This is a genomic window from Sphingobacterium kitahiroshimense (assembly GCF_025961315.1).
GTDB lineage: Bacteria > Bacteroidota > Bacteroidia > Sphingobacteriales > Sphingobacteriaceae > Sphingobacterium > Sphingobacterium anhuiense.
This window is the reverse complement of sequence record NZ_JAOQNK010000001.1, coordinates 5,647,616-5,669,240: the sequence shown is the minus strand read 5'-3', so window position 1 is coordinate 5,669,240 and position 21,625 is coordinate 5,647,616. Positions and strand designations below refer to the sequence as shown.

Annotated in this window: 16 protein-coding genes; 8 read left to right on the top strand and 8 right to left on the bottom strand. The window is 35.6% G+C overall.

The window, feature by feature from the left end; all coding sequences use genetic code 11:
- The first annotated feature begins 14 nt into the window (after window positions 1-14).
- Both aroC and M2265_RS24220 read left to right on the top strand, forming a co-directional pair.
- Complete coding sequence (gene aroC, locus M2265_RS24225) at window positions 15-1,118, top strand: chorismate synthase (protein WP_021191201.1); 1,104 nt, start codon at window positions 15-17, stop codon at window positions 1,116-1,118.
- Window positions 1,108-1,968, top strand: a complete 861-nt coding sequence (locus M2265_RS24220; RefSeq protein ID WP_132772624.1) for an ROK family protein — start codon at window positions 1,108-1,110, stop codon at window positions 1,966-1,968. The genes aroC and M2265_RS24220 overlap by 11 nt, the downstream gene beginning before the upstream one ends.
- Before the next feature lie 20 nt (window positions 1,969-1,988).
- Here the strand turns inward: M2265_RS24220 and M2265_RS24215 are convergent, their stop codons facing one another.
- The gene (locus tag M2265_RS24215; RefSeq protein ID WP_132772622.1) at window positions 1,989-4,403 is read right to left on the bottom strand and encodes a thiamine pyrophosphate-dependent enzyme; all 2,415 of its coding nucleotides are present in this window, start codon (window positions 4,401-4,403) and stop codon (window positions 1,989-1,991) included.
- 212 nt (window positions 4,404-4,615) lie between these two features.
- Here M2265_RS24215 and M2265_RS24210 point away from each other — a divergent pair, with 212 nt between their 5' ends.
- The 4 genes from M2265_RS24210 to M2265_RS24195 all read left to right on the top strand — a co-directional run bounded on the left by M2265_RS24210 (window position 4,616) and on the right by M2265_RS24195 (window position 7,893).
- Window positions 4,616-5,794: a DEAD/DEAH box helicase gene (locus tag M2265_RS24210; protein ID WP_132772620.1), complete on the top strand. Its 1,179-nt coding sequence runs from the start codon at window positions 4,616-4,618 to the stop codon at window positions 5,792-5,794.
- Between the two features lie 85 nt (window positions 5,795-5,879).
- Window positions 5,880-6,626, top strand: a complete 747-nt coding sequence (locus tag M2265_RS24205; protein WP_132772619.1) for a hypothetical protein — start codon at window positions 5,880-5,882, stop codon at window positions 6,624-6,626.
- Window positions 6,626-7,429 carry a DUF1080 domain-containing protein gene (locus M2265_RS24200; RefSeq protein WP_132772617.1) on the top strand — a complete coding sequence of 268 codons (804 nt, stop codon included), beginning with the start codon at window positions 6,626-6,628 and terminating at the stop codon, window positions 7,427-7,429. Before M2265_RS24205 ends, M2265_RS24200 begins: the two co-directional genes overlap by 1 nt.
- An 11-nt stretch (window positions 7,430-7,440) precedes the next feature.
- Window positions 7,441-7,893 carry an NUDIX domain-containing protein gene (locus M2265_RS24195; RefSeq protein WP_021191207.1) on the top strand — a complete coding sequence of 151 codons (453 nt, stop codon included), beginning with the start codon at window positions 7,441-7,443 and terminating at the stop codon, window positions 7,891-7,893.
- 550 nt (window positions 7,894-8,443) lie between these two features.
- Here the strand turns inward: M2265_RS24195 and rlmH are convergent.
- Window positions 8,444-8,917 carry a 23S rRNA (pseudouridine(1915)-N(3))-methyltransferase RlmH gene (gene rlmH, locus M2265_RS24190; protein WP_132772615.1) on the bottom strand — a complete coding sequence of 158 codons (474 nt, stop codon included), beginning with the start codon at window positions 8,915-8,917 and terminating at the stop codon, window positions 8,444-8,446.
- A gap of 496 nt (window positions 8,918-9,413) precedes the next feature.
- On the opposite strand from rlmH, the gene M2265_RS24185 reads away from it, so the two are divergent.
- Window positions 9,414-10,295, top strand: a complete 882-nt coding sequence (locus M2265_RS24185) for a DUF3078 domain-containing protein (RefSeq protein ID WP_132772613.1) — start codon at window positions 9,414-9,416, stop codon at window positions 10,293-10,295.
- Between the two features lie 59 nt (window positions 10,296-10,354).
- On the opposite strand, the gene M2265_RS24180 is transcribed toward M2265_RS24185, so the two are convergent.
- The 5 genes from M2265_RS24180 to pheT all read right to left on the bottom strand — a co-directional run bounded on the left by M2265_RS24180 (window position 10,355) and on the right by pheT (window position 16,988).
- Window positions 10,355-10,879 (bottom strand): hypothetical protein, encoded by a 525-nt coding sequence (locus tag M2265_RS24180; RefSeq protein WP_132772612.1) that lies wholly within the window; start codon window positions 10,877-10,879, stop codon window positions 10,355-10,357.
- A 1,221-nt stretch (window positions 10,880-12,100) separates the two neighbouring features.
- Complete coding sequence (gene rny, locus M2265_RS24175; RefSeq protein WP_132772610.1) at window positions 12,101-13,654, bottom strand: ribonuclease Y; 1,554 nt, start codon at window positions 13,652-13,654, stop codon at window positions 12,101-12,103.
- Window positions 13,655-13,900: 246 nt separating this feature from the next.
- A complete protein-coding gene (locus tag M2265_RS24170; RefSeq protein ID WP_021191210.1) occupies window positions 13,901-14,191 on the bottom strand; it encodes a cell division protein ZapA in 291 nt (96 codons plus the stop codon).
- Between the two features lie 55 nt (window positions 14,192-14,246).
- Window positions 14,247-14,555, bottom strand: a complete 309-nt coding sequence (locus tag M2265_RS24165) for a hypothetical protein (RefSeq protein ID WP_021191211.1) — start codon at window positions 14,553-14,555, stop codon at window positions 14,247-14,249.
- A 36-nt stretch (window positions 14,556-14,591) separates the two neighbouring features.
- Window positions 14,592-16,988: a phenylalanine--tRNA ligase subunit beta gene (pheT, locus tag M2265_RS24160; RefSeq protein WP_132772608.1), complete on the bottom strand. Its 2,397-nt coding sequence runs from the start codon at window positions 16,986-16,988 to the stop codon at window positions 14,592-14,594.
- A gap of 410 nt (window positions 16,989-17,398) precedes the next feature.
- Between pheT and purL the strand changes: the two genes are divergently transcribed.
- Window positions 17,399-21,073: a phosphoribosylformylglycinamidine synthase gene (gene purL, locus M2265_RS24155; RefSeq protein WP_132772607.1), complete on the top strand. Its 3,675-nt coding sequence runs from the start codon at window positions 17,399-17,401 to the stop codon at window positions 21,071-21,073.
- 75 nt (window positions 21,074-21,148) lie between these two features.
- Here purL and M2265_RS24150 read toward each other — a convergent pair whose 3' ends face one another.
- The gene (locus M2265_RS24150; protein WP_132772605.1) at window positions 21,149-21,595 is read right to left on the bottom strand and encodes a DoxX family protein; all 447 of its coding nucleotides are present in this window, start codon (window positions 21,593-21,595) and stop codon (window positions 21,149-21,151) included.
- Between the last annotated feature and the right edge of the window lie 30 nt (window positions 21,596-21,625).

Genomic DNA, 21,625 nt, shown 5'->3' with positions numbered 1-21,625 from the left:
AATTATATTAAATCATGGCAGGAAATTCATTTGGCGATTTATTTAGAATTAGCACTTTTGGGGAATCTCACGGAAAAGCGATTGGTGTTATTTTAGATGGCTGTCCTCCAAATATAGCTATTGATGAGGACTTTATCCAATCAGAACTTGATAAACGTAAGCCCGGTCAATCAAAAATAACCACACAACGCAAAGAAAGTGATACAGCACAAATTCTTTCTGGCGTATTTGAGGGCAAGTCTACAGGAACACCTATTGCCATACTTATCCCAAACGAAGATCAAAGATCGAAAGATTACTCACATATAAAAGATATCTTTAGACCATCACACGCAGACTATACATATCATATGAAATATGGTCATCGTGATTACCGAGGTGGAGGTCGCTCATCGGCTAGAGAAACTGCAGCTAGAGTTGCCGCAGGAGCAATTGCCAAATCCTTTTTAAAACAACATGGAATAGAAATATTTGCGCACGTATCAGGTGTTGGCAAAATTGAATCTCCAAATTTAGATACAAAAGATTTAGAAGCATTGTTAGATTTGAGAGAATCTAATATTGCACGATGTGCTGATCCTGCTACAGCGAATGAAATGATTGAATTTATTGATGCTGTTCGTAAATCAGGTGATACTGTAGGAGGACGCATTTCAACTATTATTAGAAATGTACCAGTCGGATTGGGTGAACCTGTTTTTGACAAATTACATGCGGATCTAGCTAAGGCAATGATGAGCATCAATGCCGTACACGGTTTCGAATATGGATCAGGATTTGCTGGTTCTGAATTACTAGGTTCACAGCATAACGATCTTTTTGTATCTGAAGAACATGATATCCATCGTACTAAAACCCATACCAATTTCTCTGGAGGAATACAAGGTGGTATTTCAAATGGTATGGACATCACATTTAAAACAGCTTTCAAGCCTGTTGCTACTATTATGAGAGATCAACAGACAATTGATTCAAATGGTAATGAAGCTACAGTTCAAGGAAAAGGAAGACATGATCCTTGTGTAGTTTCCCGAGCTGTTATTATTGTTGAGGCAATGGCTGCATTAGTTATTGCTGATCATTTATTAAAACAATCTAGTTACAAAAATGTCAGATAAAAGTGAATTCATTTTAGGAGTGGATATCGGCGGCACACATATTAGCGCCGCTATAGTAAATAAATTAGATTGGAAAATTATTCCGAATAACGTGGTGAGAAACCACGTTTTTTCGCAAGAAAATGCTAAATCGATTTTCCTTACTTGGGCAAACACAATTAACAGTTGCGTAGAAGCTGCTGGATCTATGGTAAAACACATTGGAATAGCAATGCCTGGCCCTTTCGATTATGAAAATGGTGTGTCTATGATGACTGGACAAAGCAAATACGATGACCTATATAAAATGAATGTCAAAACCCCGTTGGCAACATTAATAGGAATTCCAGAACAAAATATTCATTTCATTAACGATGCCGCGGCTTTTTTGCAAGGAGAGGTTTTTGCTCAACACCTGAATACAAAAGAAAGAATTTTAGGAATCACTTTAGGTACAGGTCTCGGTTCAGCAGTCTGGAACAAAGGAGAAAAATCTTTCGATGCCGATCTTTGGAACACACCATATAAAAATTTAATTTTTGAAGAGTTTTTAGTAACCAGATGGTTTATAAAACGGTTTAAGGAACTTACAGATATTGAAGTAACGGGACTTAAACAAATTATCAATGAGCATCAACAAAACCCTGCCTTTAGCATATTATGTGAGGAATATAGCATCCATTTATTGGATTTTCTTGATTTCTTCAGTAAAAAATACAATTGTATAGACTTTGTAATCGGAGGAAATATTGCAAAAGCACTACCTATACTATTGGGTCAAAAGAAAAATCAAGTAGAAGCATATAATATAAAAACTGCAATTCTAGGAGAAGAGGCGGCAATTATTGGTGCTGCCGCTCAATTCTCATAAAAGTATCTATCCCTCACTGACTAAAATAGTGAGGGATATTTATCCGGATTACCTTCGTTCATCATTTCAAAGACAGTTTCCACAATATCATCGCTCGAAGGTTTTGTGAAATAATCCCCATCAGAGCCATAAGGAGGCCTATGTGCTTTAGCACTCAACGTTCTAGGCTGGCTATCTAATAAATAATAACCATTTTGATCCTCCAATATTTGCTGCATAATAAATGCCGATGCACCACCAGGGACATCCTCATCCACAACCAATAGTTTATTCGTCTTTTTTAACGATTCAGCACATAAATGAGCTTTATCAAAAGGCTGTAAAGTTTGAGCATCAATAATTTCAACACTGATGCCCAATCGATCCAGTTCCATCGCAGCCTCTTCGACCACACGTAAAGTAGAACCATATGAAACAACAGTAATATCAGCACCTACTCTAATGCACTCAGCATAACCAATCGGGATCGTAAAGTCACCAATATTATCTGGTAAACGTTCTTTTAAACGATAACCATTTAAACACTCGATCACAAGAGCAGGCTCATCGGATCTAAACAAAGTATTATACATTCCAGCAGCTTGAGTCATATTACGAGGAACACAAATATGCAGCCCCCTTAAAGTCCCCAAAATCATAGACATTGGGGAACCCGAATGCCAGATACCCTCTAAACGATGACCACGAGTACGAATAATAACAGGCGCTTTCTGTCCCCCAAACGTACGATAACTCAAACTCGCCAAATCATCACTCGCCACCGTAATACCATAAAGAAGATAATCTAAATATTGAATTTCAGCAATAGGCTTAAGTCCCCTAATAGCCAATCCAATTCCTTTCCCTATAATAGAATTCTCTCTAATTCCAGTATCAAATACTCTATGTTCTCCAAACTTCTCTTGTAGACCAGCAAACCCTTGATTTACATCACCAATTTTACCAACATCCTCACCAAATGCTAACAAGCGCTCATCTCGACGGAAATTCTCTTCGAAGCATAAGTTAAGAACTTCCCGGCCGTCAATAAATTTAGTATCATCAGAATATTGAGGGTCGATAACTTGGATATTTTCCGGACCATCAACTCCTGTGGTAAATAATTTCGAATTATATCGGGATTCATTTACCCCTTGTTGAAGTTTATACCAAGCCAATAAAGCACCTTTACCTTCAATATCCTTCCCTTTCAGTTCACGAATGACCTTGCGGACAGTACTATAAACCTCCTTCAAAGAAGGTTCAGTTAAAGATTGCAATTGTTTTAAAGGTAATTCGACCAGTTCGTCATCAATTTGACTTAAAAGTCCAATAGCCTGTGAAGCATCAACAGCTAAAGCTTTATTATAATCAGACCAGGCACGTCTCTGCTCCTTCCTCACGAAATCCTTCGCTTCTTCGTCAATTAAATTCAACTGCTCAGCAGTTGCAATATCCGAATCAATCAACCATTGATGCATTTTAGCAATACAATCATGCTCAAGCTCCCAGTTTAAACGCTCTTTCGACTTATAACGTTCATGAGAACCAGAAGAAGAATGCCCCTGTGGTTGAGTCAACTCGATAACATGAACAATACAAGGCGTATGGTGCTCCCTAGCATATTTTGCAGCTCGCTCATAAGCCTGACAAAGTCCTGGGTAATCCCAGCCTTTTACTTTAAATATCTCAAAACCGTTAGATCCATCTTCCTTCTGAAATCCTTTCAAAACTTCGGAGATATCCCCTTTAGTCGTTTGCACCTCATTCGGAACCGAGATTCCATAACCGTCATCCCATATCGAAATAACAACAGGAATCTGTTTAACACCTACAGCATTGACAACTTCGAAAAATACTCCCTCTGAAGTTGACGCATTACCTACAGAACAAAAGACAACCTCATTACCCCCATTAGAAAAATACTTTAAATAAGATAAATTCGGATTCTCACGATACAGTTTTGAAGCTAGGCCAAGACCTAAGATACGAGCCATTTGCCCGCCAGTAGTCGAAATATCTGAGAAAGTATTCTTTTGCTTCGTTTGGTCCAACCAATTACCTTCCTCATCAATAACACGGACTGAAAAATGACAATTCATTTGACGCCCCGCAGAAGAAGGATCATACTCAACATCAGGATGAGCATATAATTGCGAAAAAAAATGATAAATTGAGGTCATTCCACTTGCAAAGGCCAAGGTTTGGTCCCTATAATATCCGGAACGCCAATCACCCTTTTGAAATACTTTAGACACTGCAATCTGCGCCAGTTCCTTCCCATCTCCAAAAATTCCAAATTTTGCTTTTCCTGTTAAGACTTCCTTACGTCCCAATAGACTAACATATCTGCTCTCTACTGCAACCCTATAATCTTCAACAATGATCTTTCTAAAGTCATCAAAACTTAATTTTGAATTTAAATCACTGCCTTGGTCTAATGTGGTTTCCAACATATTATATTTTCAGTTTCCAACAAATTTAATAAAAATAATATTCTAAAATAATCATTATTAACATTAATAAATAATTGGAGATAGCTATTTAAACAATATAAATAATTGCTTAACGGAATTAGCACTTACAATTAGCTTATAGCTACTCTACTAAAGAATATTATCAATTTAGTCACTAAATCTTATCTTTGGTAAAATAAAACATCAAAACTTTGAAATTTCAAGATCTTAATATTCATTCAAGTCTTTTATCCATCTTAGAGCAATCAGGATTCACAATCCTCACATCCGTTCAAGAACTTGTGATTCCTCATATACTAAATAAAAAAGATCTTATTGCGATTGCTCCTACAGGAACAGGAAAAACCGAAGCGTTTACAATACCCATCTTACATCGCTATTTCACACAAGAAATTACATTACAGGAGCAGACACTTATATTAAATCCTACAAGAGAATTAGCGTTGCAAACACAAAGTCGTATAAATAAGCTCATTCAAAGCTACCCCGTTACAACCATCACACTTGTTGGAGGACAGGCTTATGATATGCAGCTAGCAGGACTATTGCAAAGTCCTACTATACTTATAGCGACCCCTGGCCGTATCTTAGATCTTATTGACCAAGGGAAAATTACATGTAATACTATTAAAACGCTGGTTATAGATGAGTTTGATCAGTTATTACAACTAGGTTTTATTAAAGAAGTAAATCAAATTTTAAAGCATTTACCAAATAAAAAACAAAGCCTTTACTTTTCAGCTACACTTCCTAAAGATATTTTGAAACTTGTGAATAAAACGTTGAAAAATCCAATTAAAATTGAAATAGAAAAGGAAGTGAAGAAATGCACGATCGAAGAAAGTGTATTTTATGTAGACAGAACCAATAAAAAAAAACTGATCAAGTACTTAATCGAGTTAAACCCGGAAGAACAGATACTGATCTTTAGCAGAACAACACATGCAGTAGATCGTATCGTAGCGGATTTAAAAAAAGAAGGAATTGTCGCCGAAGGGCTTTACGCAGATAAAGCGCAGAAAAATAGAACGCAACTATTAACGGCTTTTAAAGCAAAAGAAACTCAGATACTTGTTGCCACAGACCTACTTGCTAGAGGAGTAGATATCGAAAACCTTCCCATAGTAATAAATTACGAAGTCCCGGATAGTGATTCCTTATACACGCATAGAATTGGGAGAACAGGAAGAAGTATGACAACAGGTAAAGCTTATACCTTTTGCGACGCACAAGACAATAACAAGTGGATCCAATTACAATTATCATTAAATAGACAAATAAAAATAAACGACCAGCACCCTTATATATTAACCTGGGAACAAATGATTTCCACAAGTCAAGTCAAAACAGCTAAGAAGAAAAAAAAATAAGGAATCGAAATTGTTGCACATCCTTATATCCCATTCCTAATAAAATGTCTATTTTTACTAATTATCATAATGATCGAAATTTAATATGAGTACGGTACATTTATTTAACGACAGTGAAAACTCAAATGAAAATCTGCTAGGGGATCTTTCAAAAACTATCAATATTAATTCTTTACTGGAGATTCCGTTTAAAGAACGTGATGAAAAATGGGTAGCAGAATTTTTAGACAACATAGGTGAGTCAACCTTCCAGCTGGCAGCATCAGAACTAATCATAGGTCCTGATGGATATCCTTATTTTCAATTAGAAAATGCACCGAAAGATCAAAATTTTCAAGCTTTTGTGATCAAACATAAATTGAAATCATTCCTTCTCAAAAAAGGTATGGGGCTTGCTATTAATACGCATCAAGAGCAACCAGACTGGATCTTCTCATATGGTGACCTAGTCAACTATTCCTTAAATAATGAATTCTATTCTGATGAGTCTATTTTTTCAAAAAAAACGGAAGAGGCTCACATTGATAAAGATGAAAAAATCTTAGTGGGACAACCTTCAGAAACAATTCTACCAAAAGACTTACGCCATAATTTGAGAGAATACTTAGTAAACATGGGGATCAAAGAACCCAAAATTATGTTGATAGCAAGAAATTATGATGATGAAACTTTGGTAAGTCAGGATTTAGTTTTTAATATTACACCAGCTATGTTTCAGACTGAGCAAGATTTTAAACAAATTATGGCATCTATATCTTGGTTTTTACCGAGGCATTATTCCTATATGGGTATAGACGAGCAAACAGTTGAAAATGGTTTTATGCCTTTATAATGATGAACCTCAAATATATATTGCCGATCGGCTTATTAGCATTGTCTGCTGCCTGTGCTACACAGCATCATTCAAAAAATCAAAATAAAAACGAGTGGATCAGTCTGTTCAACGGAAGAAATCTTGATAATTGGATTGTGAAAATACACCATCATGATGTAGATGTAAACTTTGCCAATACCTTCCGCGTAAAAGACGGTGTAATACAAGTCAATTACGATGGCTATGGTGATTTTAATGAGCAATATGGACATCTTTATTATAAAACGCCCTATTCAGATTATCACGTTAAGCTAGAATATCGATTCTATGGAGATTTACAAAAGGGTGCACCATCCTATACCTTACGGAACAGCGGACTGATGTTTCATTCACAAGATCCAAGAACGATGCCTAAAGAGCAGGATTGGCCAATCTCAGTTGAAATGCAATTTTTAGGAGGGTTAAGCGATGGAAACCCGAGACCAACCGGCAATATGTGTTCTCCAGGAACAGATATCGTCTATAAAGGAAAAAAATTGGAATCACATTGTCTAGAATCAACCTCTAAAACATATGATGGAGATCAATGGGTCAAAGCAGAATTAATTGTACATGGTGATTCATTGATAACACATATCATTAATGGGGATACTGTCCTTCAATATAGCCAGCCAACGATAGGTGGCGGAGTGGCAAATAGGTATGACCCAAGAATAAAAATTGATGGCAAAAAGCTAAAACAAGGATTTATAGCCTTGCAAAGTGAAGGTCAGCCTGTGGAATTCAAAAATATTTATCTTAAAGATTTATCAAAAAAATAAAATAATAGCACATGTTTCCTTTTAATGTAAGAGTATATGGAATTTTGATTAATGATGATAATGAAGTACTCATCAGCGATGAGAAAACTGAAAATGTATCGTTCACCAAATTTCCTGGAGGTGGTTTAGAATACGGAGAAGGACTTATTGATGCCCTAAAAAGAGAATATCAAGAAGAATGCAACTTTGATATTGAAATCTTATCACACATCTATACAACTGATTTTTATGAAAAATCAAGCTTTAATGACAGTCAGATTATTTCAATATATTATTTAATCAAAAACAGCACCCCCATTCAGATCCGAACCACAAAAAAAGAATTTGACTTTGAAGGCCAGGAATATGAAGATGGTAAAGCGCAATCTTTTAGATGGGTAAAAATAGAAAACTTGAAAGAAATTAATCTAACATTCAAAACCGACCAAATGGCATGGAATATTTTTTATAAGGATATAAAATAAATTTGTATTTATAAAAAAAAACATTAAATTTACGTATACCAATAAAAAAATTACCTTTTATAGAAGGAACCTAATAAGTTATTTTGTTAAGACTATTCCAGATTTAAAAAAGTAAAACTTTGGTATACTGAATTTTGCAAATTCCTAGTTCTATAGGTATTTTAATAGTTAGTGTGATTTTATGGCGATACTCCCGGTATCGCCTATTTTGTTTTAATAAAAGTCCAGACACTTAAGTGCAGGAACTTACATTGCTTCAAAAATTATATTGAAAATATATACTTTTATGCAGGATCTCTACGCATTTATAATCAAATCACTAAAACTAAAAGAGGCTCTAAACGAAGAATAGAACCTCTTGTGAAAAGTTCGTGCTATAAATCGTTTAGACAAAATAAGCCAAAAGCAATACAATGATAATACAAACAATAATAATAATCTTAGTGACTCCTGAATTATTATCATCGCTCTTAAAGTGATAATCTCTTTTACTTGGTAACATATGTAACTCCTTTCTTTAATTGATGCATAAATTATATTAATTCCACAATTATTCATGATGATAAGGCTCACCTTTTAAAATTGAAAATGCGCGATAGGTCTGCTCAACAAAAAACAAACGAATCATCTGATGCGAAAATGTCATCTTTGATAATGATATTTTCTGATTAGCACGCTGATAAATCTGGTCATCAAAACCATAAGGCCCTCCTATAACAAAGATAAGATGCTGCGTACTCTGAATCATATTCTTTTCCAAATAAGAAGCAAATTCCAAAGAACGATACTCCTTCCCAAACTCATCCAGTAAAACAACAGTATCCAAAGAATTAATATGTTTCAGCAAAAGTTGTGCTTCCTTTTCCTTTTGTTGTTCGTTCGTTAGATTTTTACTATTCTTGATATCTGGAATAACTACGAGATTGAAGGTTATATAAAACTTTAATCGTTTCAAGTATTTTTCAATTCCTTCAATCAAATATTTATCATCTGTCTTCCCAATGCACAACAAAGTTATTTTCATAAATCATTCTCTTTCTACAAAAATGACTTATTTTTTGATTATTTTGTAATAAAAGTTCCAATTATTAAACAAGCGAACTATTAACTTTGTTTAATATGCTAGATTTGGAACAGTTAAAGCTACCCTATTTCTATCGAAATCCTAACACCTGCTGCCAAATCGACTCACAAGTAAATGATGCATCAATCTGTATCCTATTTTTCAGACATCGGATTACGACCAAATCCTCTCCCCTAATAAAAAACTAGCACAACAATCAAATAATCATCTTGATCACAAACAGTTCCATATGACCTCCTTTTCTAATTCCTATTTAGATCTGAGCAATTACTTTTTTAAGAATAGTGATTCTTAATACACATCATATTGTTTGCAAAAAACAGTGTTCTTCTAGACAAAGGTTGTTTTTTTGATTGTTTAATAATAAAATATTGACTTTAACTAAACAATCTAAGTTGGCTTTGTGTTTAAGCTTTTAGACTTAAAAAAATGAAATATGAATAAAATAAAACTTTTATTGTTTGCAGCCATCTTTCTAATAATTAACAAAGGTCAGGCACAAGTTGATTCGACAAAGAATTGGACCATACATGGAGAGAACACATTTCTGATTAACCAAAGTTCATTCTCGAATTGGGCTGCCGGGGGAGTCAATTCTTTCGCAGGCAACATAATCTTAAATTATGACTTCAACTATAAAAAAGAAAAATGGTCCTGGGATAATAAAGTAATTGCAGCTTATGGTCAAACTTTTCAAAAGGAAACAGATTGGAGAAAAAATGACGACCGATTATCTTTAAACAGTTTATTGGGTTACCAAGCTAAAGAACATTGGCTGTACACCTTTTTTCTTAATTTTAACACCCAATTTGCCAAGGGTTATGATTATACATCCGCAAATAAAAAATTGCTATCAGAGGCCTTTGCTCCTGCCTATTTAAGCTTTGGTCCCGGTATAGCTTATAAAAAATCAGATAATTTAAAATTTAACTTGTCTCCCGCAGCCGTTCGCTTTGTTATTGTTAAGAATGATAGCCTAGCGCCAAATTATGGACTGGATCCTGGAAAAAATACACGCGTAGAATTTGGTGCTTCATTTGATGCCTATTATAAAACACAAATTATGGAGAATGTTACTTTTGAAAATATCCTAAAACTTTATTCCAACTATTTAGCGAAGCCACAAAATGTAGATATTGACTATACGGCCAATCTAAATATGAAGGTTAACAAATGGATTACAGTAAATGCAGGTGTACAGTTAATATATGATGATAACACCAAACTTCCTAAAATAGAAAATGGAGTTCAAGTAGGCAAAAAATCTGATCTACAAGTGAAACAAATACTAGGAGCTGGTATTACTTACAAATTCTAATGATGTAAAAAAGCCTTGTTCTTAGTAAAGAACAAGGCTTCCAAATAACTATATAAGTTTTAATATTTTATCTTAACCTTTCTAAAAACAAAATGCCAAAGCCAAATAGGACCTACGGAAATTAATGTCCAAAATTCACCTAATGAAATAGCTTTATTCTCTTTAGACTTACCCCACCATAATGCAGCTAAAGAAACTGCTGTAATCACTCCAGAAACAAGTAATACACTTGGTCCACCATCCCGCTCAATATATTCGAGTTGCACAATAAAATAACTCATTATGCCTATACATAGTAAAACAGCATAAGATAGTGTTGGAGAAAGCTTTAAATAATAATAGATAAGCACGGCAATAAAAAATGAACCCCAGTTCAGAAAAGTATGCCATCCCAATTTAACCAAAAAATCAAATTGAGGAAATGGAATCATCCAAATCAGTCCCATTAAACCAAAAAAGAATAACGGTAAAAAAATAATTTGAAAAATTCGATTCGTAGGATTCTGAAAATTTGCATTTAAATTCTCAAAATATTGATCAACTGGTCTTTTTACTTCTTGAACGGGCGGTTGCTTTTTCTTCATCTGATCTGCGTTATAGTTGCTATGCAATATGAACTGCAAAAATACTAAAAATAAAAGTTGAAAGTAAGGCGAAATAGCGATTAAAAACAAAAAAAGCCAGTCTGTAAATAAACCTGCTCTGTTGAAAACCGAATATAATGCCAATAATAAATATTAATCACTAAATAGGATCAAAAAGAAATCTAAAACACTTATTTTCATTACGGTACAAATATTCAAAAATTACTTAAGAGACAGCTTTTCTTATTAGAGACTAGATAGCAAGGGATGATATTTTCACCCTCAGAAGCAAAAATATCTTAACATATGCTTTATGCCAGGATGTTCTCTATTTAAGTTTAGAGTGACTACAATACATAAAAGACAATGGAACCTTGGACCTTTCGACACGATAAATGTAGAAATCATTTTGCGCAAACGCAGTAAAACAAAGCACAATGGCTTATTACTTTCTCCCTCCCGCCTACATATATCGCAATATGGCGGACTGACTATGCGCCTTTAGTCAATCATGATGCGCAAAGGCAATAAAGCAATGCGCTATGGCTTATTGATTTCTCCCTCCCGCCTACGTATGTCGCAATATGGCGGACTGTCTATGCACCTTTAGTCAATCATGATGCGCAAAGGCAATAAAGCAACGCGCTATGGCCGATTGGTTTATCTCCATAGCCATAGTATAGTGCATTATGGCGATACATTTCGGTACTCTGGGTAGTTCATATTGCGACACGGCTTATTGAAAATTCTGGATGGCCTTTAAGTATCGCTACGTAACATGCTTTTAAGATAATACTATTTAACTATTAAGAATAAATGATTTACAAACAAGTAACGTTGCAATACTATTTAGCCCCCTGTTAAAACCCAAAGTACTCCTCGCAGAAACTCTCTGCACCTACGGAAAGTGTTATTTTTACTCAAATCTATTCATAATCATCTTTGGGAGCTTATTTTTCAGTCAAGCGAAACGAAAAATCCATGTAACAACTTTGCTTTGCAGTATGGTGAAATAAAATAAACAGAAGAATTTGTGCGCAAACTATACCGCGATAAGATCAATCACATGCTCCTCCTTTCCATGTTACGTAGAATAATGAGCTACTTTGAATATATAACAGTAAAAACATCCTCTTAATAGCGCAAATCATTAAAAAAATTAAGGCTGTCTCAAATAAATGAGACAGCCTTAGTTTTAAGCTATATTTTTAAAATCTCGTTTTATTTCGCGTAGGCGACAGAACGGATTTCACGAATAACAGTTACTTTAATTTGACCTGGATAAGTCATCTCAGTCTGAATTCGGTTTGAAATATCAGCGGCTAGAATCTCAGCCTGTGCATCAGATATCTTTTCACTTTCAACAATAACACGTAATTCACGACCGGCTTGTATAGCGAAAGTTTTTTCAACGCCTGGATAAGATAATGCTAGATCTTCTAACTCCTTTAGTCGTTTGATATAACTCTCCACGACTTCACGGCGAGCCCCAGGACGAGCTCCTGAAATAGCATCACAAGCTTGCACAATTGGTGAAATCATTGCTGTCATTTCAACTTCATCATGGTGAGCACCGATAGCATTACAAACATCAGGATGTTCTTTATACTTTTCAGCCAGTTGCATTCCCAAAATAGCATGTGGCAATTCTGGATTATCATCAGGCACTTTACCAATATCATGTAAAAGACCAGCACGTTTTGCATGCTTAACGTTTAACCCCAACTCTGCTGCCATTGTAGCTGCAAAATTTGCAACCTCACGGGAGTGCTGTAACAAGTTCTGTCCATAAGAAGAACGGTAACGCATACGACCGACCATACGGATCAATTCCGGGTGTAAACCGTGAATACCAAGATCAATAGCTGTACGTTCACCTATTTCAACAATTTCGTCTTCTATCTGTGTACGTGTCTTTGCAACTACCTCCTCAATACGCGCAGGGTGGATACGTCCATCTGTCACAAGACGGTGCAAAGCCAAACGAGCGATTTCACGACGAACAGGATCGAATCCCGATAAAATAATTGCTTCAGGGGTATCATCAACAATGATCTCAACACCAGTAGCAGCTTCTAATGCACGAATATTACGTCCCTCACGTCCAATAATACGGCCCTTGATTTCATCATTCTCAATATTGAAAATAGAAACCGTGTTCTCAATAGCAGATTCTGTAGCCGTACGTTGAATGGTCTGGATGACCACTTTTTTAGCTTCTTTTGTTGCTGTCAATTTAGCTTCATCAACGATATCTTTAATTTGGCTAATTGCTTGTGAACGTGCCTCTTCACGCAAAGAGTCGACCAGTTGATTTTTAGCTTCTTCCGCTGTAACTCCAGCAATACCTTCCAGTTGTTTAATTTGCTGTAGCTTTAACTGCTCAACTTCCTCAGACTTACTTTCATTTACTTCAACAAGCTTTTCAAGCTGTTTACGGGTTCCATCTAATTCTTGTTTTTCGCGGTTTAAATTCTCAAGCTTCTGATTGACAGATTGTTCCTTCTGGCGTAAGGTATTTTCCTTTTGACTGATTGTATTATTTCGCTGACTGACCTCTTTTTCATGCTCTGATTTTAGCTGTAGAAACTTCTCTTTAGCTTCTAAAAGCTTTTTCTTTTTCAGATGTTCTGCTTCTTGATCTGCCTCTTTTATAATGCTTTTCACCTTTTCTTGAGCTTCTGCTGTTTGTTTACTAAACAAAAGAGCTAAAAGATAACGGCCAATTGCAATACCAACAATCAGAGAAAGTATGATATAAATTGCGATGTCCATGTAATATTAATTGTTTATATGTATTTTATTTATTTATAATTTCAAAAAAAAACCGCAATTAAATAACGGGTATCTAATATTATTAAACTTCTATATCATATGATTAGGCTATGATCATGGTCCAGATGGCTTACGCAAAATGACCTACATCTTTTTCGCCTGTAATATTGAAGCGTTAAGTTTAAAATAGTGACAACCCGAATTCAACTGCGGCAAATTCGTTTAGTAAAGCGCTATAAAGAACGATTATTTTGTAAAGAAATTAGATAATAGCTGATCCAGTTCATGAACTGATTGCTCTAAACCTTGATCTTGTGTTTGAACTTGTCGCTCAGCTTTCAACATTCCTGTTGCGTACTGAAGGACGCACATTGACAATAAATCCTGTTTATCACGAACAGTATAGCTATCTTGTAACTCTTTTACTTTTTCATTAATCAATTTCGCTGCATGGCGGATTATCTCCTCCTCTGCTGTATCAACACGTAGCGGATACACACGATCAGCGATATTTATTTTGATGGAAATCTCTCCCATTGTTATTTGAGCTTTACGTTGTATTAGTAAGTTATCCTTGTACTACACTCTTCACTTACTTCAACAAACTAATACATTTGTCTATTTCTCGCACAAAATCGTTAATTTTTTGCTTTGTGTCAAGTATTTTCTCATTAATTGCATCCTTATCGGCTTCAGAACTATCAAGAGAACGAGCAACTGCCATTGCTTTCATTTGCTCCTCCATTTGCTTATTCTTATCGCTACTCGTATTGAAAGCGACTTGAAGCGATTGAACCTCTAATTTAAGTAAATCATTTTCTTCTTGCAAGACTTCGCACATTTGAATCAAGTTTTTCGTTTTCTCAACGATAATATTCATTTGTGAAGATAATGCTGCCATATACTAAATTTATACAATTAAATGTTATTATTCAAATTAACCACGCACTTCTGCGTTTACTTCTTTCTCAAAGTTAAGAATTAATTTTTGAACTATTGCGTCAATTTGTTTGTCCATTAAAGTTTTTTCCTCATCCTCGATAATAAAACTCAAAGCATATGATTTTTTGCCTACAGGAATCTTGTCTCCCTTATAAACATCAAATACTTTAACCTCTTTTAAGAGTTTACGTTCGGTTTTATGCGCGATTGTTTCCAATTGTTTGAACGTAACTGCTTCATCGATCAACAACGATAAATCACGTTTTACAGCAGGAAACTTAGATACCTCTTTAAACTTAATAACATTTTTACGGATGATCTTCAGTATTTGATCCCAGTCAAAATCAGCAAAAAACACTTGCCCATCGACGTCAGCTTTGGATAAAGCAACATCAGATACCGCTCCGAAAGTTACTAAAGGTTTTGTACCCTTCATATAACTTAATCCGTAAGCGAAATGATCGGTAGGTGCATCTTCCAACTGAAGTCCTTCAATTTTCAATCTTTTCAAAATAAGATCGACAACCGCTTTCAGATTGTAAAAATTTACCGATTGCTTACTATTGTTCCATTGCTCAACTTCCAACTTTCCACTAATAGCAATAGCCAAGTGCTGTTTCTCTTTATATCCCTCACCATCGATCGAATATGTTTTTCCAATTTCAAAAACCTTCAAATCAGAATTTCTTCTCTTTTGATTATAAGAAACTGCTGTTAAAGCTGAAAACAACATATTTTGTCGCATGGTATCCAAATCAGAACTTAATGGATTACACAAACGAACGGCGGTCGCTTCATCATTTACATAATCCAACTTCGTTAATGAATTCGAAAGAATTTCTCTAAAACCATTTGCAATAAGCAAATCTGCCAGTTGATTTAAAACAACCTCTTTATCAGGTTTTTCCGAAGTATTTAAAGATGACTTTATCTGTGGTTTCAATGCTACGTTATTGTAACCGTAGATACGCAAAACCTCTTCTATCACATCCACCTCACGCGTAACATCAACACGATAAGCAGGAACTAATACATCAATACTATCTGCCGATTCTTTTTCAATACCGATACCTAAGGCAACTATAATTGATTTTATTTCCTCATTAGGTATATCCTGACCGATTAATTTACGGACATTATGGTAATTGACATTAAAAGCAAATGGATTTATAACAGCAGGATAAATATCGGTAATATTAGAAGTGATCTCACCACCAGCGATCTCTTGAATCAGAATAGCCGCCTTTTTTAATGCATTAACGGTAATATTTGGATCAGTTCCTCTTTCATATCGGAAAGAAGAATCTGTTTTCAGATGATGACGCTTTGCTGTTTTACGTACTGAAACTGCATTAAAATATGCTGACTCTAAAAATATGTTTGTAGTCGATTCTGAAACGCCTGAATTAGCACCACCAAAAACACCAGCGATGCACATTGGCTTCTCAGCATCGGCAATAACAAGATCTTCAGCAGAAAGCTTACGCTCAACACCATCTAAAGTGACAAAAATCTCATCTTGTTTCGCTTGTCTAACAGTAATTTTATTACCTGCAATCTTATCTTGATCAAAAGCATGAAGTGGCTGACCCAAGTCATGTAATATAAAATTAGTAACATCAACGATGTTATTAATGGGACGAATACCGATAACGTTTAAACGCTCCTTTAACCAATCAGGGGATTCAGTTACTTTAACACCTGAAATATTAATTCCTGAATATCTTGGACTGCCGGAATGATTTTCTACAATTACTTCTGTATTGACACCAGACCCTTCTTTAAATTTAGAAAGATCAATTTGCTTCATTTCAGATCTAAAATATGCGGCAATATCACGAGCGACACCTAAATGTGAAGCTGCATCTGCACGATTCGGAGTCAAACCAATTTCATATCGGTAGTCATCTTCGATCTGATAAAAATCTTTGACAAGTGTACCAACCTCAGCATCTGAAGGAAGTTCTACAATACCTGCATGCGAATTGCCTAAACCAACTTCATCCTCCCCGCAGAGCATTCCTTCAGAAACTTCACCACGGATTTTTGATTTATTGATCTTAAAAGGCTCACCGCTAGTTGGATGAACTGTTGAACCAACTGTCGCAACAATAACTTTCTGACCGACTGCTACATTTGGAGCTCCACAGACAATATTTAACAACTCGGGCTGACCAACATCAACCGTTGTAACTTTCAATTTATCTGCATTCGGATGTTGTTCGCATGATTTTACTTCCCCTATGACCAACCCTTCTAAACCTCCTGGTATACTTTGGACCACATCTAAAACCTCAACCTCTAATCCTACGTTAGTTAGAATCAAAGAAAGCTCTTCTGGTTTTTTATCAATATCGATATGATCTTTAAGCCACTTATATGAAATATTCATTTTAGAATCTTATTTTACGCACAAACTTAGATAAATTTGCTCTGATTCGCAATATAATTACAGTCTTATCCATGCAAATTTATCGTTTTATCCTATACCCTTGAGAGTTTATTACTACCTATAATATTAAAATTTGTATGTAAATAACCAATTTAGTTTTATAGACTGGCTCAGTTTCTATATTTAAGTAATAAAAAAAGAGAACGTATGGATAGCTCATTTACAGCATATAAAACTTAAAATCGTAAGTACTTCAAAAATTAAAAAGAAGTTGAGATCAAGCAAAAGATGAACCGCTTAAGAGTAAAAAATATTTTTACGATTATTTAGCACTTTTCATTCCTAATAAGTCAAAGGATTAACGTAAATTTGTATTTTAATTTGAAGAACGTTCAAAACTTACAGTTATAATGATTCATTTCTTTGTGAACCCAAGCGACATCGTTTACGGTGTGCAAACCCTACAAGATTTATCAACCGATGATATCTCTAAACTAAACTGGCTATTTGGAAACGCTACCAAAATCGAAAAAGCAACCTTAAACGATTATTATGTTGGTCCTCGTGCAGCTATGATTACTCCATGGAGTACCAATGCCGTAGAGATAACCCAAAACATGGGTATTCAAGGGATTATTCGAATTGAAGAATTCCATAAGGCACAAGCTGATTTTATCGATTTCGACCCAATGATTTCTCAAAAATATGAGTCATTGACACAAGAAATGTATACCATCAATATTGCTCCTGAATCTATTTTAGAAATTGAGGATATTGATGCTTATAACAAACAAGAAGGTCTTTCTTTAAATCCTGAGGAAGTTCAATATCTTTCGGACTTAGCAACAAAATTAGATCGTAAGTTAACCGACTCAGAAGTATTTGCCTTCTCTCAAGCAAATTCAGAACACTGTCGCCATAAAATATTCAACGGTACTTTTATTATCGATGGCGAAGAACAGCCGACATCGCTTTTCAAATTGATTAAGAAAACATCTGAAACAAATCCCAACGAAATCGTTTCGGCATATAAAGATAACGTAGCTTTTGTTAAAGGCCCACGGATCACCCAATTTGCACCACAATCTGCGGATAAGCCAGATTTTTACGAAGAAAAAGAATTTGACTCTGTACTTTCTGTAAAAGCAGAAACACATAATTTCCCAACTACCGTTGAACCTTTCTCAGGAGCAGCAACTGGTTCAGGAGGTGAAATTCGCGACCGTTTAGCTGGAGGACAAGGATCATTACCTTTAGCAGGAACAGCGATTTATATGACGTCTTACTCCCGCTTAGAAGAAAACCGTCCTTGGGAACAAGCGATGGAAGAACGTCCATGGTTATACCAAACTCCAATGGACATTTTAATCAAAGCTTCCAACGGTGCTTCAGATTTTGGCAATAAATTTGGACAGCCTTTAATAACAGGATCGGTCTTAACATTCGAACATGAAGAAGATGCCCGAAAATTAGGATTTGACAAAGTAATCATGCAGGCTGGTGGTATAGGCTATGGTAAATTGAACCAGGCAAAAAAACATACTCCAAAAATTGGTGATAAGATCGTTATACTGGGTGGTGAAAATTACCGTATCGGTATGGGAGGAGCAGCAGTTTCTTCTGCTGATACAGGAGCTTTCGGTTCCGGTATTGAATTAAATGCAATTCAACGTTCAAATCCAGAAATGCAAAAACGTGCCGCAAATGCAGTTCGTGGAATGGTGGAATCCGATCACAATCCAATTGTATCTATTCATGATCATGGTGCAGGAGGTCACTTAAACTGCCTTTCAGAACTAGTAGAAGAAACAGGCGGCCTAATTGATTTAGATGCACTACCTGTAGGTGATCCTACCCTATCAGCAAAAGAAATTATCGGTAACGAATCTCAGGAAAGAATGGGATTGGTGATCGGTGAAAAAGATATTGACACGTTAAAACGCGTTGCCGATCGCGAACGCTCTCCAATGTACACTGTTGGCGATGTAACAGGAGATCACCGTTTCACTTTCGAATCAAAAACAACCGGTGAAAAACCAATGGATTATGCCTTAGAAGATTTCTTCGGGTCATCTCCCAAAACAATTATGAAGGATACAACTGTCGTTAGAAATTACGCAGATGTAAATTACAGCACTGAAAATATCCCAACTTACCTAAGACAAGTGCTGCAATTAGAAGCAGTAGCCTCTAAAGATTGGTTAACCAATAAAGTTGACCGTTGTGTTGGCGGACGTGTTGCTAAACAACAATGTGTTGGTCCATTACAATTACCATTGAATAACGTGGGAGTAATGGCATTAGATTACAAAGGTAAAGAAGGTGTAGCAACTACAGTAGGTCATTCTCCCGTAGCAGCAATTATAGACCCTGCAGCGGCAAGTAGAACGGCTATTGCCGAATCATTGTCAAACTTAGTATTTGCTCCTATTAAAAATGGTCTTGCAGGTGTATCACTGTCGGCAAACTGGATGTGGGCCTGTAACAACGAGGGTGAAGATGCTCGCCTTTATAAAGCTGTCAAAGCATGTTCAGATTTTGCTTTGGAATTAGGAATCAATATCCCTACAGGAAAAGATTCACTATCGATGAAACAAAAATACCCGAACGGTGACAATGTCATCGCTCCAGGTACTTTGATCGTTTCTGCAGCTGGTAACTGTACGGATATTACAAAGGTTATAGAACCTGTGCTAAATAAAAATGCTGGTTCTATATACTATATCAATCTATCAAAAGATAGTTTCAAATTAGGCGGTTCTTCATTCGCTCAGATCTTAAACAAGATCGGTAAAGAAGTTCCAACCATTCAAGATGGAACATATTTTAAAACGGCTTTTAATACGATTCAAGATTTAATAAAAGCTGGACAAATTGAAGCTGGTCATGACATTGGTTCAGGAGGTTTAATTACCACTTTATTAGAACTGACATTTGCAGATGTAAACTTAGCTGCAAATTATGATTTATCAAGCTTAGGTGAAGCAGATACTGTAAAAGCACTATTCAATGAAAACATTGCTGTTGTTTTACAGGCAAAAGATGACGCTACATTTGAAAGTGCTTTCGCCACTGCTGGTATTGATGCTGTTAAGATTGGAGAAGCAATCTCAGGTGCAGAAGTTTCCTTCAAAAATAATGCTGACACGTTTACTTTCAATGTTGTAGAAACTCGTGATACTTGGTATAAAACGTCTTTCCTATTAGATTCAAAACAATCTAAAAATGGAACTGCTCAAGCTCGTTATGATAATTACAAAAATCAGCCATTGAATTTTGTATTCCCAAATCACTTCACGGGGTTGAAACCTGCAATAGACGAATCAAAACCTAGACCAAAAGCAGCTATCATTCGTGAAAAGGGTTCAAATTCTGAACGCGAAATGGCAAATGCGATGTTCTTAGCGGGATTTGATGTAAAAGATGTCCACATGACTGATTTAATTTCAGGACGTGAAACACTAGAAGACATTCAATTTATTGGTGCTGTTGGGGGATTCTCGAACTCTGATGTTCTAGGTTCTGCAAAAGGTTGGGCTGGTGCATTTTTGTACAATGAAAAAGCTAAAACGGCATTAGAAAATTTCTTTAAACGTCCTGACACCATGTCGGTAGGTATTTGTAACGGTTGTCAATTGTTTATGGAATTAGAATTAATCAACCCAGAACACGGAGTTCATGGTAAATTACTTCATAATACTTCACAGAAACATGAATCTAATTTCTTATCCGTTACCGTTCAAGAAAACAACTCGATCATGTTATCAACGTTAGCTGGTACAACATTAGGGGTATGGATCTCACATGGTGAAGGTAAATTCAATTTACCTGAAGAAGAGTCACAATATAATATTGTTGCTAAGTACGCTTACGATCAGTACCCTGCAAACCCTAATGACTCTGATTATAATACAGCTATGCTTTGTGACAAAACTGGTCGTCACTTGGTAACCATGCCACATATTGAGCGCTCAACATTCCAATGGAATTGGGCAAATTATCCGAAGGATCGTCAAGATGAAGTGACACCTTGGTTAGAAGCATTTGTAAATGCCCGTACTTGGATTGAAAAAAATAAAAAATAGTTTTCTATACGGAAAAAATAAAAAACCTCTTGCATGAATTGCAGGAGGTTTTTTATTGAATTGATATAATCAATATTAAATCTTTCTCTCATAACCAGGTCTATTCATTAAATTATCTAATGAATATTTACCCGAACCCATAACAAGAAATAAAATAAGCAAAAGTAGAACAACAATGGACAACCATAATTCTCCATTAAGAAAACTAAATCCATGCGTTAAGTTTACAAAAAATACAGCACCAAACAAGATCGGCAAAAGAACTAGACAAGCTAACCTGGTCTGGAAGCCAAAAATAATAAACATCCCACCGACAATCTGGGCAAAAACAATATAATGCACCCCTCCCCAAATATAAAATGTATAGTTAACTTGCTGCACCAAAGAACTAACCCGATCTAGATCACCAACAAAGCTCATTCCTTTGATTAAAATTAAGAATCCTACAGCAATCCGTAGGTAATCTATCCATTGCGGATGATGCGTATCACCCCAATGCTCAATTTTGTGAATAAGGTTCATAATATTATTCCTTTCTTATTGATTTATAGC